At 59.0% G+C, this 17,143-nt stretch carries 14 protein-coding genes; 12 read left to right on the top strand and 2 right to left on the bottom strand.

Annotated elements, in window-relative coordinates; translation table 11 throughout:
* The first annotated feature begins 21 nt into the window (after nucleotides 1-21).
* From WA411_RS14425 to pdxJ, 5 genes are read left to right on the top strand one after another with little or no spacing between them, the layout of a single operon-like run.
* Nucleotides 22-411, top strand: coding sequence for a DUF4845 domain-containing protein (locus WA411_RS14425; RefSeq protein WP_069184119.1), 390 nt, complete (start codon nucleotides 22-24; stop codon nucleotides 409-411).
* Nucleotides 408-1,097 (top strand): ribonuclease III, encoded by a 690-nt coding sequence (gene rnc / locus WA411_RS14420; protein WP_153634528.1) that lies wholly within the window; start codon nucleotides 408-410, stop codon nucleotides 1,095-1,097. Before WA411_RS14425 ends, rnc begins: the two co-directional genes overlap by 4 nt.
* The gene (era, locus tag WA411_RS14415) at nucleotides 1,097-2,014 is read left to right on the top strand and encodes a GTPase Era (RefSeq protein WP_069184121.1); all 918 of its coding nucleotides are present in this window, start codon (nucleotides 1,097-1,099) and stop codon (nucleotides 2,012-2,014) included. Before rnc ends, era begins: the two co-directional genes overlap by 1 nt.
* Nucleotides 2,015-2,021: 7 nt before the next feature.
* Entirely contained in the window at nucleotides 2,022-2,750 is a 729-nt protein-coding gene (gene recO, locus WA411_RS14410; RefSeq protein ID WP_136629321.1) for a DNA repair protein RecO, read from the top strand.
* Nucleotides 2,740-3,480 (top strand): pyridoxine 5'-phosphate synthase, encoded by a 741-nt coding sequence (pdxJ, locus tag WA411_RS14405; RefSeq protein ID WP_153634525.1) that lies wholly within the window; start codon nucleotides 2,740-2,742, stop codon nucleotides 3,478-3,480. Before recO ends, pdxJ begins: the two co-directional genes overlap by 11 nt.
* 12 nt (nucleotides 3,481-3,492) lie before the next feature.
* Here the strand turns inward: pdxJ and WA411_RS14400 are convergent, their stop codons facing one another.
* The gene (locus WA411_RS14400; protein ID WP_291911173.1) at nucleotides 3,493-6,366 is read right to left on the bottom strand and encodes an ATP-binding protein; all 2,874 of its coding nucleotides are present in this window, start codon (nucleotides 6,364-6,366) and stop codon (nucleotides 3,493-3,495) included.
* Between the two features lie 225 nt (nucleotides 6,367-6,591).
* Here WA411_RS14400 and cysM point away from each other — a divergent pair, with 225 nt between their 5' ends.
* The 5 genes from cysM (at nucleotide 6,592) to WA411_RS14375 (ending at nucleotide 12,491) form a co-directional block, all read left to right on the top strand.
* Nucleotides 6,592-7,485, top strand: a complete 894-nt coding sequence (cysM, locus tag WA411_RS14395; RefSeq protein WP_069184125.1) for a cysteine synthase CysM — start codon at nucleotides 6,592-6,594, stop codon at nucleotides 7,483-7,485.
* A 26-nt stretch (nucleotides 7,486-7,511) separates the two neighbouring features.
* The gene (rlmD, locus tag WA411_RS14390; RefSeq protein ID WP_291909791.1) at nucleotides 7,512-8,861 is read left to right on the top strand and encodes a 23S rRNA (uracil(1939)-C(5))-methyltransferase RlmD; all 1,350 of its coding nucleotides are present in this window, start codon (nucleotides 7,512-7,514) and stop codon (nucleotides 8,859-8,861) included.
* 57 nt (nucleotides 8,862-8,918) lie between these two features.
* A complete protein-coding gene (relA, locus tag WA411_RS14385; RefSeq protein ID WP_136631306.1) occupies nucleotides 8,919-11,156 on the top strand; it encodes a GTP diphosphokinase in 2,238 nt (745 codons plus the stop codon).
* Complete coding sequence (mazG, locus tag WA411_RS14380) at nucleotides 11,153-12,010, top strand: nucleoside triphosphate pyrophosphohydrolase (protein ID WP_291909789.1); 858 nt, start codon at nucleotides 11,153-11,155, stop codon at nucleotides 12,008-12,010. Before relA ends, mazG begins: the two co-directional genes overlap by 4 nt.
* A 136-nt stretch (nucleotides 12,011-12,146) precedes the next feature.
* The gene (locus tag WA411_RS14375; protein WP_008176163.1) at nucleotides 12,147-12,491 is read left to right on the top strand and encodes a hypothetical protein; all 345 of its coding nucleotides are present in this window, start codon (nucleotides 12,147-12,149) and stop codon (nucleotides 12,489-12,491) included.
* 31 nt (nucleotides 12,492-12,522) lie between these two features.
* Here WA411_RS14375 and WA411_RS14370 read toward each other — a convergent pair whose 3' ends face one another.
* On the bottom strand, nucleotides 12,523-12,756 hold the full coding sequence (locus tag WA411_RS14370) for a hypothetical protein (RefSeq protein WP_091991508.1): 234 nt from the start codon (nucleotides 12,754-12,756) through the stop codon (nucleotides 12,523-12,525).
* Between the two features lie 104 nt (nucleotides 12,757-12,860).
* Between WA411_RS14370 and ppc the strand changes: the two genes are divergently transcribed.
* Complete coding sequence (gene ppc, locus WA411_RS14365; RefSeq protein WP_291909779.1) at nucleotides 12,861-15,506, top strand: phosphoenolpyruvate carboxylase; 2,646 nt, start codon at nucleotides 12,861-12,863, stop codon at nucleotides 15,504-15,506.
* Nucleotides 15,507-15,582: 76 nt separating this feature from the next.
* On the top strand, nucleotides 15,583-16,953 hold the full coding sequence (locus WA411_RS14360; RefSeq protein WP_291909777.1) for an HDOD domain-containing protein: 1,371 nt from the start codon (nucleotides 15,583-15,585) through the stop codon (nucleotides 16,951-16,953).
* The last annotated feature ends 190 nt before the right edge of the window (nucleotides 16,954-17,143 follow it).

Below are 17,143 nucleotides of genomic sequence, written 5' to 3'. Positions count from 1 at the left end.
ACTATCTGGAGCGCAGTCATAATGCAGAAAAACAATCTTTCCGGCATGGGCCGTCAGCGGGGTGCCTCGGCATTGACCATGATGGTTATGGTGCTGTTTTTTGGTGGCTTGCTGACGCTGGTGATCAAGCTGGGTCCCGCCTACCTTGATGACATCACCATTCAGGAAGCGCTGGAAAGCCTGGATGGTACAGAAGGCCTCTCTCAGATGGGGCCAGCCCAGGTTCGCACACTGATTAACAAGCGGCTCAGTGTGAACAATGTCCGGGGCTTTGATGCCAAGAACATTTCAGTCGATAAGGATGGCGACCTGGTCGTCATCAACGTTGATTACGAAGTGCGTAACAACCTGTTCAGCAATGTGGATACGGTGGTTCACTTCAAACACACCTATGAGATGAAGGGCAAGTGAGTTCACAACCGGACCTGGATCAGTTACAGCGACGCATCGGCTATCAGTTCAAATCGCCGGAGCGACTTCTGCTGGCACTTACTCACCGGAGCTACGGAAACCAGAATAACGAGCGTCTGGAATTTCTCGGCGACTCCATCGTGAACATGGTGATTGCCGAGTATCTGTTTCTGCACTTCGAAAAAGCCCGAGAAGGCCAGCTGAGCCGCCTGCGGGCCAGGATGGTCAAGGGCGTGACCCTGGCTGAGATTGGCCGGGAATTCCAGCTTGGAGGTTACCTCCGGCTGGGCTCCGGAGAGTTGAAAAGCGGAGGCTACCGTCGGGAATCCATCCTGGCCGATGCCGTGGAATCGATCATCGGCGCCATCTACCTGGACAGCGATTTTCACACCTGCCGGGAGCAGGTCCTGCGTTGGTTTGAACACCGGTTGGAGAAGCTTGATCTCCAGGATACCCAGAAAGATCCCAAGACCCGTTTGCAGGAATACCTCCAGTCCCGCCAGTTTCCATTGCCACGCTATGACGTCATTTCCGTAGACGGCGAGGCTCACAACCAGACATTTCACGTATCCTGTGCGCTGCCTTCGCTGGACCGAAAGACCACCGGGACTGGTAGCAGCCGCCGGGTGGCCGAGCAGCAGGCAGCCCGTAACGCCCTGAAAGAACTGGGCGTGGAGAATCAGTAATGAACGATATCACCCGTCCGGAAAACCCGGACAGTCGTTGCGGTTTCGTGGCCATCGTCGGTCGTCCGAACGTCGGGAAGTCCACGCTGCTCAATCACATCCTCGGGCAGAAACTGAGCATTACCTCCCGCAAGCCTCAGACCACCCGTCATCAGGTGCTTGGTATCAAGACCGTCGGTCCGGTCCAGGCGATCTATGTGGACACACCGGGCATGCACGAGGAAGAGCCACGGGCCATCAACCGTTATATGAACAAGGCCGCCACCTCTGCGCTCATTGATGTCGATGTGGTGGTTTTCGTGGTGGACCAGCTGGCCTGGACCACCGCGGATGAGATGGTGCTGGAGAAGCTCAGCCGGCTGAAATGCCCGGTGATTCTGGCGGTAAACAAGGTCGATAAGATCGAAAAGCGGGAAAGCCTGCTACCGCATCTGGATATGCTCTCGAAAAAGCGTGAATTTGCCGAGATCATTCCGCTTTCGGCACTGAAAGAGACCAATCTCGAGCCTTTGGAAGAGGCGGTCGGGCGCTACCTGCCTGAGAGTATCCACTTCTACCCGGACGATCAGATCACCGATCGCAGTGAACGTTTCCTGGCATCGGAGATTGTCCGGGAAAAGATTACCCGCCAGTTGGGGGCCGAATTGCCATACTCCGTGGCCGTGGAGATCGAGGAGTTCAAGCGGGAGGGCAAGACCCTGCACATTTCCGCCCTGATCCTGGTCGAGCGCGAAGGTCAGAAGAAGATCATCATCGGCGAGAAGGGCGAGCGGATGCGTCGGATTGGTCAGGAGGCTCGCACGGACATGGAGCGACTGTTCGACAGCAAAATCATGCTCAGACTTTGGGTCAAGGTGAAGCGCGGCTGGGCAGACAGCGACCGGGCCCTGAAGAGCCTGGGCATGAACGACCTCTGAGGCGGTTATGAAGGGGCCTGAGCTGCAGGAGCCGGCTTATGTCCTTCATCGCCGCCCCTGGCGGGAAACCAGCCTTATGGTGGATCTGTTTTCCCTGAACCATGGCCGGATGACCGTCATCGCCCGGGGCGCGAACAGCGCGAAAAGCCCCCTGAAAGCCCAGCTACAACCTTTTCAGCCCCTGATCGTGGACTGGGCCGGCCGGGGCGACCTGAAAACCCTTACCCAGGTAGATGTCCGAACCGGCCCGACCCTGAGTCGGACAGTTTCACTATACAGCGGCCTTTACCTGAATGAACTCTTGCAACGGGTTCTGCCCGCAGCTGACCCCCATCCGACCCTCTTTGCAGCCTATATAGATGCCATCCGGCAGCTGTCCGACACCACGGATGTTGAGCCGGTGCTGCGGAGGTTCGAACGGGCCTTTGCCGCCGCCCTGGGCTTCGACTTCGCCTGGGACCTCGCCACTGATAGCGGGCAATCCGTCGAGCCCGGCCGGGAGTATTGTTATGATCCGGAGCAGGGCATTGTTTTCGGGCTGTCACCGGGTGTGCGCCTGCGGAATCTCCCGGGTGATGTTTTACTGGATTTGGCCCGCGATGATCTGCAATCGGACAGCGCCCGGCGGTTGGCGAAACGGGTCATGCGGGTACTGATTGACTATCTTCTGCAGGGTCGCCCCCTGAACAGTCGCAGCCTTTTCACTCACCTTCGGGGAGAATCCCATGAATCCTAGAGTACTGCTTGGCGTCAACATTGATCACGTAGCCACCCTCCGCCAGGCGAGGGGAACCCGGTATCCCGACCCGGTGCAGGCAGCACTGATGGCCGAGGAAGCCGGGGCGGACGGCATCACGATCCATCCCAGGGAAGACCGGCGTCATATCCAGGATCGGGATGTGCTGTTACTCAAGGAAGTGCTCCAGACCAAGATGAACCTGGAAATGGCCGTTACCGATGCCATGCTGGCGTTCGCCGAGCAGGTGCGGCCGGAATGTGTCTGCCTGGTGCCGGAAAAGCGTGAGGAATTGACCACCGAAGGCGGTCTGGATGTCGAGGGTCAGGAATCCCGCGTGGCCAAAGCCTGTGAGCGTCTCGCCCGCATTGGCTCCGAAGTGTCATTGTTTATTGACCCGGACCCGGCCCAGATAGATGCCGCAGTGCGTTGCGGAGCGCCGGTGGTGGAGCTGCACACCGGTGAGTATGCCGAAGCGGAGACGCCAGAGGCTGAGAACGCTGCGTTCAAGACGATTGCCGATGCGGTGGCCTATGCCCGCAAGAAAGGGCTGATCGTCAATGCCGGCCACGGTCTGCATTATCACAACACCGAGCGGGTGGCGGCGATTCACGGTATCAACGAATTGAATATTGGCCATGCCATTATCGCCCGCGCGGTGTTTACCGGTCTGAAAGAGGCGGTTCGGGATATGAAGGCCATTATCGATCAGGCCCGGAGCCGGGCCTGATTCGGCGTTTTGTCAGGTGGTTTCCGCGGCCTCGCGGCGTTCGCGGAACAGCTGTTGCCAGTCGGTCTGGTCACTCCAGATCTCAAGCCGCTCCATCGCGGACAGCAACTGGTCTTTCTGGTGTTCCAGATCCGGTGCGGCGCATTTGATCGCCGTTTCCAGGTGATTGGCCGCGGCCCGCAGTTCCGGTACGCCGCAGTATCGGGTCGCGCCGTGGAGTTTGTGGACGCACTCGAGCAACTCATCCATATGCCCGCCGGTCCAGAGCTCCGGTATTCGCGCCCGATCCACATGGACCTGTTCCAGCAGCATACTGAACAGTTCTTCGGCGAGGTCGGCCTTTCCGGCGGCGAGCTGAATACTCTCCTCGACACTGACGCAGTCCTGTTGCATTTTTCGGGTTGACGGCCGCAGGGCCCGGCGCGTGTCGCGGACTTCCGGCACCGGGAGCCGACCGTTGCCACTGTTCTTGGGGCAGATATAGCCAGTGTACTCATGGATGATTTCGGTCAGCTGTCCGCTGCTGATCGGTTTTGGCATGTAGCCATCGAAACCTTGCTTGGTCAGCCGTTCCTGCTCGTCGGCCAGGGCATGGGCAGTTAGGGCTATGATCGGCGTCCGGTGATTGCCGATATCCATCTCCCTCAGCCTGGCCGTGGTTTCCACTCCGTCCATGCCGGGCATCTGCAGATCCATGAACACCAGGTCGAAGGGCTTCTGTCTGGCCTTGCTCAGGGCCTCAAAACCACTGGAGGCGCTTTCGGCCTCCAGTTGGCAGTCTTCCAACAGGGTCATCACCAGTTTCAGGTTGGCGTCGTTGTCATCCACCGCCAGCACCCTGGGAACATTGGCAGTGGTCACACGGTTGGCGGAAGTCTCGTACTCAGGGGCCCGACCGCCGGAATGGATGCCGTGCACCAGTAGCAGAAGCTCATCGTAAAGCGAGTCCCTGCACACCGGTTTGGTGAGATGGCCGCTGGCAAGCCCCGATAGGGGTGTGTCGTGCGTTTCCAGCGTGGGCGTCAGCAACAGGGTCCGGCAATCCCGTTCAATCTCCAGGGTACGGACAAGGCCACAGTACTGGCTGGAATTGAGCAGGTGGCGGGTGATGCCGACAATGGCCACGGCATAACCGGCCTGGCTTTTCTGGGCCTCTTCGATCTGTTCCTGCAGTGCTCCGGGTGAGGCCACCCGATCCACCACCATGCCCCAATCCCGCAGCAGGTGTTCCACCGCCAGCCCGGTGGTTTTCTGTTGTTCCAGGTAGATCACCCGTTCCCCACGCAGGCCATCCCGCGGGGCAATGGCCTCTCCGCTGGTGGTAAGCTCCGAGGTCAGGGTGAACCAGAAGGTCGAGCCTTTGCCTAGCTCGCTCTCAAGTCCTATCTTGCCTCCCATTTCTTCGACCAGGCGTTTGGAAATGGCCAGTCCCAGGCCGGTGCCACCGTATTGCCGGGCGGTGGAAGCATCGGCCTGACTGAAGGCGTTGAACAGGGATTGCTGCTGGGCGCGGGAGAGGCCCACGCCGGAATCCGTGATGCTCAGGCGCAGGGTTACACGGTTGGTATCGGCTTCTTCCTCTTCCAGGCTTGCCCGCAGGACCACCTCGCCGGTCTGGGTAAACTTGATGGCGTTGTTGACCAGGTTGGTGATCACCTGTTTGACGCGCAAAGGGTCACCCATGATGTTGTCCGGCACATCGTTGTAGACCAGTGGCACCAGATCCAGATTCTTGGCATGGGCGGCCGGCGCCAGCATGACCATGACTTCCTCGACAATATCCCGCAACTGGAAGGGCACCCGGTCCAGGATCAGCTTGCCGGCTTCAATCTTCGAGAAATCCAGAATGTCGTTAATGATGGTCAGAAGAATCTCTGAGGACTTCCTGATGGTGCTCAGATGGTCCCGTTGCTGCCTTGGCAGGGGGCTCTTCAGGAGCAGTTCGGTGAAACCGATGATGCCATTCAGCGGGGTTCGGATCTCGTGGGACATGTTGGCCAGGAACTCTGATTTTATCCGGCTGGCCTCGAGCGCCTCTTTCCTGGCGAAATCCAGCTCAATGTTCTGGATCTCGATGGTTTCCAGGGTTTCCCGCAGGTCTTCGGTGGCCTGGTCGATGTTCTGCTGCATTTCTGCCTGGGCCTTGCTCAGCTCTTCAGCCATGGCATTGAGGCCGGACTCCAGTTGTTCAAACTCGGGGCCGGCGCCGGTGTATACGCGGGTATCCAGCTTGCCTTCCTTGAGTTTGGCCACCGCCTCGTTCAGTTCAAATACCGGGTTGGTGAACGCGCGGCTCAGGCGCAGTGCAATGGCCATGCTGAGAATAACGCCGCCGATAATGAGCAGCAGGGAGATCAGCAGGGCCTTGTAGGTCTCTTTTTCGGTGCGGATGTGTGACATTTCCACAACCACCCAGCCCAGAGGCTCCCGCAGATTCGACATGGACTGGCGGGCATCCGGGTCGAGCATGCTCTCGATCATCAGATCCTGAAGAAAGACGGGGGTGATAAACCGGGTGCTGTTTTCCCGGGAAATCCGGGTTGCGTGCTCGGCGGTAAGTTCCTCCGACCTGACAGTCTCCGAGCTTCCCGGCCCGGTGTGAAGCAGGCGCGAGCCGTCGCTACCGAAGAAGGTAATGGAGCGCACGTCCTGCTCTTCCAGGAGCGCATTGGAGAGGCTGCTCAGGAGGCTACGGTTTGCGGTAAACAGGCCATATTCGGAACCAGCGGCGAGCTGGCGGGAGAGAGATTCGCCCCGGTCCTTCAGAAGGCTCTCGATATTGTTGACCCAGCTGTAGGTGAAGAAAAGCCCCAGCATCAGGGTGGTCAGCAGGGTGGGAACCAGCGTGACCACCAAAACTTTCTTGCGAATGCCCCAACGTCGCATACCGTGTTCCTGAATTATTGCTTTTGTCCGCACCGCAGGGCGGAAAACGTCCGTGTTAAGAATAGCTGATCCGGAACGGGATAACTGTGGTATCAGTCCCGGCGGTACCGGAAAATCCCGCATCGGATATAGCCGCCGGTCATGGATATAGCGAGAAGCTGTATTGGGAGACCGGGGCGATAACGCGTATCATGCGAAGCCAAAAGTGTACCACAGGGTTATCATATGCATTTTCCCACCATTGAAGATTATGTCGGGCACACCCCTCTGGTTCGCCTGCAGCGTCTCCCCGGTGAGACCAGTAACGTGATTCTGGCCAAGCTGGAGGGTAACAATCCGGCCGGCTCGGTGAAGGATCGTCCGGCCATCAGCATGATCCAGGAGGCTGAGCGCCGGGGCGACATAAAACCGGGTGACACCCTGATCGAGGCAACCAGCGGTAACACCGGCATTGCCCTTGCCATGGCGGCTGCGATCAAGGGTTACCGCATGGTACTGATTATGCCCGCGAACATGAGTGAGGAGCGCCGGGCGTCCATGCGCGCCTATGGTGCGGAGATTGTCACGGTCACCAAGGAAGAGGGGATGGAAACGGCCCGTGACCTGGCGCTCAAGATGCAGGCAGAGGGCAAGGGCAGGGTGCTGGATCAGTTCAGCAACCAGGACAACCCGCTGGCGCACTACCGCACCACCGGTCCCGAGATTTGGGAACAGACCGGTGGCCGTGTCACCCATTTTGTCAGCTCCATGGGAACCACCGGCACCATCATGGGCGTGTCCCGTTACCTGAAGGAGCGCAACCCGGATATCCAGATTATCGGGCTTCAGCCCAAAGAAGGCGCGGCCATACCCGGGATCCGGCGCTGGCCAGAGGCCTACCTGCCCAAAATCTATGATGCCGCACGGGTGGACGAGGTTCTTGATATTGGCCAGGAAGAAGCCGAGAACACCATGCGAGCCCTGGCTTCCGAGGAAGGCATCTTCTGTGGTGTCTCTTCCGGTGGTTCGATCGCGGCGGCTCTCAAACTCTCTGAGCAGGTTGAAAACGCCATCATCGTGGCCATTATCTGTGACCGCGGCGACCGCTATCTCTCCACCGGTGTGTTCCCCGGCGCCTGAACACGACTTTACCAAGAGACCCGAGTATGAGCAGACGACGCAGGAAGGTTCTTCCGAAAGAGCCCGTGCGCTGTGAGATTGAAACCCTGAGCCACGACGGCCGGGGTATTGCCCGTCAGGACGGCAAAACGCAGTTTGTGGATGGAGCCCTGCCGGGCGAAACGGTCATGGCGAAAGTGGTGTCCAGCCGAAGCAAGTTCGACGAGTTGCGCACTGAAGAGGTTCTGGAAGCCGCGCCGGACCGCCAGACGCCACCCTGCGAGTTTGCCGACCTGTGCGGTGGCTGCAGCCTCCAGCATATGAGTGGCGATGCCCAGATCGCGTTCAAGGAAAACACCCTTCGGGAGCATTTTGCCCATTTTGGGGGCATTGAGCCCGAGGAATGGATTGAGCCCCTGCGTTCCGAGGAGAGTCTTGGCTATCGTCGCAAGGCTCGTTTGGGCGTTCGTTACGTCAAGGCCAGGGAGTCGGTTCTGGTCGGCTTCCGGGAAAAGCGCAACAGTTTCCTGACCGACATTGATCGTTGCGCGGTGCTGGACCCCAGAATTGGTGAGCGCATATTGCCCCTGCGCAACATGCTGCATGATCTGGACGCGTACAGCCGGATTGCCCAGGTAGAAGTTGCCTGTGGTGACGATGTGGCCGTGATGGTGTTCCGGAACATGGATGATCTGTCGAACGGTGACCGGGAAAAGCTGATCGCCTTTGGTCAGGCCCACGACTTGCATATCTACCTGCAGCCCAAGGGGCCTGACACCGTGCATCGGATCTGGCCCGAATCCTCGGGTCCGGATGACGAACGGTTGAGTTACCGGCTGGATGAATTCGACCTGACCATGAAATTTCATCCCATGGACTTTACCCAGGTCAATGCAGGCGTTAACCGCGCGATGGTACACAGGGCCGTGGAGTGGCTGGATGTCCAGCCGGGAGAGCGTGTGCTGGATCTCTTCTGTGGTCTGGGCAACTTCACGTTGCCTCTGGCCCGAAGAGGAGGGCAGGTCGTTGGCGTGGAAGGCGACGAGACCATGGTCGTGCGCGGCCAGGAGAATGCGGAACTGAATGGTCTGGACAATGTCGATTTCCACGGTGCGGATCTGCACGGGGATTTCACCGGCCAGAGTTGGGCGAAGGAAGGGTTCGACAAGATTCTGATTGACCCGCCCCGCTCCGGTGCCGAGGAAATCTGCAAGTACCTCACCGCCTTCGGGGCGCGACGGATCGTCTACGTCTCCTGTAACCCGGCGACCCTCGCGCGGGATGCAGGCGTTATGGTGCGCAACGGCTACCGTCTGGTGCGCGCGGGTGTGATGGACATGTTTCCCCACACCACCCACGTGGAATCCATCGCGTTGTTTGAGCGGGATTCCGGCTGACAATGTTGTGGGCAGCCAGGGATGGCTGCGTAAACCATCAGGAACAACAAGACTGATATGGTAAAAGTTCGCGAAGACTACGCAATGACGGGCGATGGCCAGGTGGATATCGAGGGCTGGGTTCAGCAGATCGCCTCGCAGACACACCTGGAAGACCCCGATCAGTTCCGGCAGGCATGCGAAAAAGCGGCCGAAATTGACCTTCAGGCCTTCCGGCAGGACCGTCAGTGGGCCCCCGGTTCCAGTAGCTTCCGGATCGGCATTGAAATGGCTCAGGTGCTGGCAGAGCTGCACCTGGACCAGGCCAGCCTGGTAGCAGCGATTCTTTACCGGGCGGTACGCGAAGAGCGTGTTCCACTGGAAACCATCCGCAAGGAATTTGGCGACGAGGTGGCGGGCCTGATCAACGGCGTGCAGCAGATGGCGGCGATTTCATCCATCCATCACCCGCTGAAAGGGAACGTCCTCGGGCAGAGTGAGGGGCAGTTGGACAACGTCCGCAAGATGCTCGTCACCATGATTGACGACGTCCGGGTTGCCCTGATCAAACTGGCCGAGCGGACCTGCGCCATTCGGGCCGTCAAGGACGCTCCGGAAGAAAAGCGCATGCGTGTGGCCCGGGAAGTGTTCGATATCTATGCGCCGCTGGCCCATCGTCTTGGTATCGGTCATATAAAATGGGAGTTGGAGGACCTGTCCTTCCGCTACCTGCATGAGTCCGCCTACAAAAAGATCGCCAAGCTGCTCGACGAGAAGCGCCTGGACCGTGATAGCTACATCAAGCGCGTCATTGCGACTCTGCAGACCGAACTCAAAGCCTATGGCATTGAGGGTGAGCTGTCCGGCCGCGCCAAGCACATCTACAGCATCTGGCGGAAAATGCGGCGCAAGGGCATCGATTTCTCCCAGGTCTACGATGTTCGCGCCGTGCGTATTCTTGTTCCGGAAGTGCGCGACTGTTACGCCGCCCTGGGTATTGTCCACACTCTGTGGCGCCATATTCCGAACGAATTCGATGATTACATAGCCAACCCCAAGGAAAACGGTTACCAATCCCTGCACACAGCGGTGATCGGGCCGGAGGGCAAGGTTATGGAAGTGCAGATCCGCACCCACAAGATGCATGAGGAGGCGGAACTGGGCGTCTGTGCCCACTGGTTGTACAAGGGGATGGACAAGAGCAACAAGTCCACCGGTTACGATGCCAAGATCAACTGGCTGCGCCAGGTGCTGGAGTGGCAGGAAGAGCTGGGCGACCTGTCCGGGCTGGCCGACCACCTGAAATCCGATGTGGCCTCAGACAGGGTGTATGTTTTCACGCCCGAGGGCCATGTGGTGGATCTGCCCCAGGGGGCAACGCCGGTGGACTTTGCTTATCGGGTGCATACCGAGATCGGCCATGCCTGCCGTGGCGCCAGGGTGAACAGCCGGATCGTGCCGCTGACCTATCCACTGAAAACCGGCGACCAGGTGTTCATTCTGACCTCCAACAATCCGGCCCCCAGCCGCGACTGGCTGAATCCGAGCCTGGGCTACATCCAGACCTCCCGGGCAAGAGCCAAGGTTACCCACTGGTTCAAGCAGCAGGATCGGGGCCGGAATATCGTTGATGGCCGTGCCATTCTCGAGGACGAATTCAAGCGCCTGTCCCTGTACGACGTGGATCTTGGCGAGCTCGCGAAGAAGGTCAATTATCACAGTGCCGAGGACATGTTTGCTGCGACAGGTGCTGGCGATCTTCGTCCGACTCATGTTGCCAATGTGGCTCAGCAGATGCTGGAGCCCAAATCCGAACAGCTGGATCTGAAGCTCAGCACCCAGCGCCGCAAACCGTACGATACGGAATCGGATATCCAGATCCTGGGCGTTGGCAAGCTCAAGACTCAGGTGGCGAAATGCTGCAAACCCCTGCCGGGAGATGCGATCGGTGGCTACATCACGGTCGGTCGGGGCGTGACGGTGCATCGTCAGGACTGCCTCACATTTCTGAATCTGCGAGAGTTTGAGCCCAACCGGATCATTGAGGTGAGTTGGGGTGGCCGGCAGGCAGCGGTTTATCCGGTTGATATCGAAATCGAGGCCTATGACCGGTCCGGGTTGCTTCGGGATATCACCCAGGTGCTGTCGGCTTCGAAGAGTGATGTACTGTCGCTCAATACCCTGAGCAACAAGGACGAAAACACGGCCACCATGACGGTGACCGTGGAGATCTCCAGTCTGGAGCAGCTGGCCCGATTGCTGGCACAGATTCGCAACCTGCCCAATATCATTGATGTAAGGCGTAAACGCGGATGAGCTATACCATCGAGGATCTGAAATATCTGATGGCCCGGCTACGGGATCCGGATACCGGCTGTCCATGGGATACGAAGCAATCTTACAAGTCCATCGTGCCTCACACGCTGGAGGAAGCCTACGAAGTTGCCGATGCCATCGAACGTGAGGATTACCCGCATCTGAAAGACGAGCTGGGAGATCTGCTGTTCCAGGTGATTTTCTATGCTCAGATCGGACGGGAAGACGGGCATTTCGACTTCGACGGCGTTGTCGATCATCTGGTGCGCAAACTGGTGCGCCGGCATCCACATGTTTTTCCGGAAGGAACCCTGGAGAGTCGAATCGATCCGGATAACCGGCCGGATGAGGCGTGGATCAAGGAAAGTTGGGAACGTATCAAGGCCGAGGAGCGGGCACTGAAGCCGGCACCGGATGCCGGCGCACCGGAAAGTCGGCTTGACGGCATTGCCCGCACCCTGCCGGCCATGGCACGGGCCGAAAAGCTCCAGAAACGGGCGGCGCGCCACGGCTTTGACTGGCCGGATATCGCCCCCGTGTTCGACAAGCTCCATGAGGAAATTGACGAGCTCAAGGAGGCCTGGGAAGCGGCGCAAACCGGCGCTGGTGATCCGGACGCCGTTGAGGATGAGCTGGGCGATCTCCTGTTTGTCTGTGTGAACCTGGCACGGTTCATGAAGGTTAATCCCGAGCAGGCTCTCAATCGGACCAATCACAAGTTCGATGCCCGGTTCCGGGCCATTGAAAAAGTGCTTGAGCGTGAGGGCCGCGACATGGACGAAGAATCACTGGAGGCGCTGGATGCCGTCTGGCAGGCGGTCAAAGGCGTGGAGCGGGGAGGAAGAGAGGGCTGAACAGGGCGGATCGGTAAGTACAATCCGTTACCAATTTTCTCGCCCCCGGACCGACGGCTTCGTCTACACTTCCGGAAACGGACGCACAGTTTTCGTGCGCCGTGCGCCATCAATAAGATGCAGGAGTGAAGGCACCATGAAAATCAAAGATCTGGTCAATTACTGGGACAAGCATGCACGTGGTCGGCTTACCCGAGACGCCTATTTCATGGCGTTGTCTGACCAGCATCACAAGCGCCTCGAAAAGCTCGCAGCGCTTTATCCGATGAAGTCACCTCAGGATCTGATGCGGGATCTGATTTCTGCAGCACTGGATGAAATGGAGACCAGCTTTCCTTATGTCCAGGGCACCAAGGTGGTGGCGTATGACGAGGACGGCTTCGAGATCTATGAGGACCAGGGTCTCACCCCAAAATTCGTCAGTCTGAGCCAGAAGCACATCCAGCGCCTCAAGGCTCGCCAGCTCGAGTCAGTGGCCTGACGAAAGGGCAGCTAACGCTGCCCCTCGTTTCTTACTTGTCTTTCCCTTCCAGCTTGTCCTTCAGCGGGCTCTGGCGAACGAGATCGTCCAGCGCTGCGCCAATCATATCGTTCAGAATGTCGCTCTCGCTGCGATCCGGGTAAAGCTCCGCCAGTGCGGCCACGCGTGCGGCATCTTCCAGCGGCAGGCGCAGATTGTAATCGTGCGTGCGCTCCACGGGCTCTTTTTGCTTCTCCCAGTGTTTGGGCAAATCAGTGACCTTCATGATGACTCCTTGCAGCTACAGGCTTGAATCGCCAATAGACTTTCTCGACTGTTCCTTAGTATCGTAAGTTTACTTCGCCTCCGTCAATTCAAAAGGACGTCAATGTGACTGAGCTTCATCCCGAACTCCGAGAAAACGTACGAATGCTGGGCGAACTGCTTGGCCAGAGCATACGGCGGTATCCAGGACAGGATTGCTATGAACTGATCGAGGAAATCCGTGCGGCGGCCAAGGCAGATCGCCGCCAGGAAAGCGGATCCGGGCAGCGGCTTGTAAACCTGCTGGGCAAGTTGAGCGATGATGAACTGCTTCCGGTTACCCGGGCGTTCAACCAGTTTCTGAACCTGGCCAACCTGGCCGAGCAATACCATGGCATCCGTCGCAAGCGCGGCCATCAGTCAGACCTGATGGTGGAATCTCTCGGTGAAGTGTTTGAGCGGTTGAAGCAGGGCGATGTGACGCCGGAAGAACTTCATCAGAGGGTCGCGGACCTGCGCATCGAGTTCGTCCTTACGGCCCACCCTACTGAAGTGGCCCGGCGCACCCTGATCATGAAATACGACGAAATGTCGGACTGCCTGGCACGGCTGGACCATGACGATCTGATGCCGGCCGAGCGGGAGGAGATCGTTACGCGCCTGTCCCAGTTGGTTACGGAAGCCTGGCACACCGACGAAATTCGCCATGAGCGACCAACCGCAGTGGATGAGGCCAAGTGGGGCTTTGCGGTTATCGAAAACAGTCTGTGGCAGGCACTGCCCCAATTTCTGAGAAGCCTGGATACTTCCTTGCAGGACGCCACCGGGAAGGGCCTGCCCCTACAGGCATCCCCCATCCGGATTGCATCCTGGATGGGCGGTGATCGCGATGGTAATCCGAATGTTACCCATAAGGTCACCCGCCGGGTCTTCCTGCTTGGCCGCTGGATGGCAGCGGATCTTTACCTTCGTGATATTCAGGCGCTGCGGGCGGAACTGTCCATGTGGCAGGCAAGCGACGAACTCAAGGCAGTTGTCGGTGATTCCCGGGAACCCTATCGCCATGTGCTCGCCGAACTTCGTGAACGGCTGATCAAAACCCGGGACTGGGCCGAGTCGAGCGTCAATGGCGAAACCGCGGATGCGAGCGGGATCCTATTTGAGAATGAGGATTTCACCGGCCCCCTGGAACTCTGCTACCGATCCCTGGTTGAGTGTGGGCTGGAAGATATTGCCAACGGCCCTCTGCTGGATACCATCCGGCGGGCACATACCTTCGGCCTGCCGTTGATCCGTCTGGACATCCGCCAGGAAGCGAGCCGTCACGCCGAGGCCGTCGCCGAGATGGTCGACTACCTCGGCCTGGGGGATTACCTGTCCTGGTCCGAACAGGAGCGTCAGGCGTTCCTCGTGCAGGAGCTACAGGGCCGACGTCCGCTGGTCCCCCGCAATTGGGAGCCCTCTGAATCCGTTGCCGAGGTGCTGGCGACCTGCGAGGTAGTGGCGCAACAAACCCCGGAAGCTCTCGGCTCCTACGTGATTAGCATGGCCAGCAAGCCCTCCGACGTGTTGAGCGTGATTCTGCTGCTGCGGGAATCGGGGATGAAGTTTCCGATGCGGGTCGTCCCTCTGTTTGAAACCCTGGACGACCTGCGTGGCGCGCCGGACAGCATGTCGGCTCTGTACGAGGTTGAATGGTACCGGGAGTATTGCCAGGGCCGTCAGGAAGTGATGATCGGCTACTCGGATTCCTCCAAGGATGCGGGACAGCTGATGGCGGCGTGGGCCCAGTATCAGGCCCAGGAGAAACTTACCCACGTTGCCCGCCAGTATGGTGTCCATCTGACCCTGTTCCACGGTCGGGGCGGCACCGTTGGCCGAGGCGGTGGGCCTGCCAACCGGGCAATTCTGTCCCAGCCGCCGGGCTCGGTTAACGGCAGTTTCCGGATCACCGAGCAGGGGGAGATGATTCGTTTCAAGTTCGGTTTGCCCCGGCTGGCTGTTCAAAGTCTGACGCTCTACACCACCGCCGTCATTGAAGCCACACTGGCTCCGCCACCCAAACCGGAGGACAGCTGGCGTGAGACCATGGACTGGCTCACCGAACGCTCCCTGAAAGCCTACCGCGATGTGGTTCGGGAGAATCCGGATTTCGTGCCTTATTTCCGTCAGGTCACACCCGAGCAGGCCCTGGGCAAGCTTGCGCTCGGCAGCCGACCGGCGCGGCGCAAGGCCACCGGCGGCGTGGAAAGCCTGCGGGCAATACCCTGGATCTTCGCCTGGACCCAGATGCGGCTGATGCTGCCCAGCTGGCTTGGCAGCGACGTGGCGCTTGAGGAAGCGGCCCGCGATAACCGGTTGCCGGTACTGAGGGAGATGATGCAGGGCTGGCCGTTTTTCCGCACCTACGTCGACATGCTGGAAATGGTACTGGCCAAGGCGGATCTGCGGATCGCGAGTTATTATGAACAGACCCTGCTTGATGATGACCAACTGAAAGCCCTGGGTGAAAGCCTTCGAACCCGGCTCCAGGGGTGCATCGAGCGGCTTCTGGAACTCAAGGAGCAAACGGATCTGCTTGAGGCGGAGCCCGTGTTCGCGCACTCTATGCGAGTCCGCAACCCCTACACCGATCCATTGCACTACCTGCAGGCCGAGCTGCTGCGACGAGATCGGGAAAGTGAGGGCAAGGGCGAGGTTCCCGAACTGGTGGAGCGCGCCCTCAAAGTCACCATGGCGGGTATCGCTGCAGGTATGCGCAACACCGGCTGATCAATACAGGTGTCGAAAACAGTGCTGGCAAAGGCCGGGTAGCCTGGCCGCTGACAACGAACGAAGGGAGTAAGCTGTGGCTCTGGCTGCACGATTGGAACGTTTTCTTGCCCGCAAGGGCATCAGCTATCGGGAGTTGCCGATTGATCAGGTGACCAGCCTCGATGCGGCAGTTATGGCCTCGGGACTGTCGCAGGATGCCTTCATTCAAGCCACTCTCCTGATCGACATTACCGGTGTCGTGATGGCAGTGCACAAGTTCGATAGTTCCCTTGATCCGGATGCCGTTCACCAGTTGACCGGCCGGCGCCTCCAGCCACTTACCGCACGGCAGACCATGCGGCTGTTCGGGGATAGCGACCCCGGCTTCACGCCGCCCATCGGGCAGGCCTATGAACTGCCCGTGATCGTGGATGAGGATGTGATACTCGCGGATCAGGTCGTGTTCTCTAGTGGTACCGATCATTCGCTGATACAGATGGATGGTCGCTCACTCCGGTTGGCGCTGGCAGGCGCCAGGGAAGGCCACCTGGTTATCCGGGGGCCGGGCAATGGTAACCGCGAGGCCCTGACGCTCGAGGAAGTGGCCGACAAGCTTCAGAAACTCTACCGGTTGCCACCAATGCCGGCTCTCGCCCTGCGCATTCTGCGGTTGACCGCCAATACCGATGCCACCGCCCGGGAGCTTGCCGAGCTGATCGAGTTTGACCCGAGCCTGACCGCCCAGATCATGCGCTATGCCCGGTCTGCACTGTTCAATTATCCCGGCCAGATCAACTCGGTCCAGGAAGCGGTTACCCGTGTTCTGGGCTTTGATCGCGTGGCACATATCGCCTTGGGCATTGCCTCCGTTCGCGCCTTTGAAGTGCCCCGCCAGGGAATGCTGGGTATGGACAATTTCTGGCGCCACTCGCTGTATTGCGCGTTCCTGTGCCAGATCATTGCTCCGCGATGCGGCGCCGAGAAAGGACTGGGTTATCTGTGCGGTCTGCTGCACAACTTCGGCCTGTTGCTGGTGGGGCATCTTTTCCCGGCAGAATTTGATGAACTCAATGAGCTTCGCGAGGCCAATCCCGAAGCCAGCATGCACTCTCTCGAACAACAGGTCTTCGGACAGGGCAATGGGCAGGAAATCCTGTCGGTTGGCCATGGTGCCATTGGCGGAATACTCCACCGTTTGTGGCAACTGCCGGATCCGGTGGTCAAGGCGGCCGGTGTTCATCAGCAGTCGGGTTACCATGGTGAGCATGAGAACTACGTCCTCATGGTTCAGTTGGCGAATGCCCTTCTGAAGGATCGCGGTATTGGCGATGAGTTTAACCCCGATGATGTGCCCTCTCTGCTGGAAGGCCTGGGGCTGCAGCCGGACGTTGTGGAAGAACTGAACTCCGAACTGGAGCGTGTTGCTCCCGATCTGGACGCACTGGCCAACTCCCTGTCATCCTGACACCCTGTCTGTATTCGCTGGGAAATGCGCACTTCCGGTGCATGATACGGAGGTCGACTTTCTCTGACGTGGCTGACTTCGTATAATGCGCCTTCGCCGTTTCCGGCTGACACCTGTTCCGTGCAGGAGAGGCTGTCGCAAAGGCAGAGGTTTTTGCCACAGCTTTTCAAATGATAATGACTAAAACGGG

The sequence above is a fragment of the Marinobacter sp. CH_CUG1437-1 genome (assembly GCF_037029655.1).
Classification (GTDB): domain Bacteria; phylum Pseudomonadota; class Gammaproteobacteria; order Pseudomonadales; family Oleiphilaceae; genus Marinobacter; species Marinobacter salsuginis.
This window is presented reverse-complemented; position numbering and strand designations above follow the sequence as displayed.

What these genes read in the sequence shown, in the direction of transcription:
- WA411_RS14425 (WP_069184119.1), top strand. Translation starts at nt 22, where the DNA reads ATGCAGAAAAACAATCTTTCCGGCATGGGCCGTCAGCGGGGTGCCTCG.
- era (WP_069184121.1), top strand. Translation starts at nt 1,097, where the DNA reads ATGAACGATATCACCCGTCCGGAAAACCCGGACAGTCGTTGCGGTTTC.
- recO (WP_136629321.1), top strand. Translation starts at nt 2,022, where the DNA reads ATGAAGGGGCCTGAGCTGCAGGAGCCGGCTTATGTCCTTCATCGCCGC.
- pdxJ (WP_153634525.1), top strand. Translation starts at nt 2,740, where the DNA reads ATGAATCCTAGAGTACTGCTTGGCGTCAACATTGATCACGTAGCCACC.
- WA411_RS14400 (WP_291911173.1), bottom strand. Translation starts at nt 6,366, where the DNA reads ATGCGACGTTGGGGCATTCGCAAGAAAGTTTTGGTGGTCACGCTGGTT.
- cysM (WP_069184125.1), top strand. Translation starts at nt 6,592, where the DNA reads ATGCATTTTCCCACCATTGAAGATTATGTCGGGCACACCCCTCTGGTT.
- rlmD (WP_291909791.1), top strand. Translation starts at nt 7,512, where the DNA reads ATGAGCAGACGACGCAGGAAGGTTCTTCCGAAAGAGCCCGTGCGCTGT.
- relA (WP_136631306.1), top strand. Translation starts at nt 8,919, where the DNA reads ATGGTAAAAGTTCGCGAAGACTACGCAATGACGGGCGATGGCCAGGTG.
- mazG (WP_291909789.1), top strand. Translation starts at nt 11,153, where the DNA reads ATGAGCTATACCATCGAGGATCTGAAATATCTGATGGCCCGGCTACGG.
- WA411_RS14375 (WP_008176163.1), top strand. Translation starts at nt 12,147, where the DNA reads ATGAAAATCAAAGATCTGGTCAATTACTGGGACAAGCATGCACGTGGT.
- WA411_RS14370 (WP_091991508.1), bottom strand. Translation starts at nt 12,756, where the DNA reads ATGAAGGTCACTGATTTGCCCAAACACTGGGAGAAGCAAAAAGAGCCC.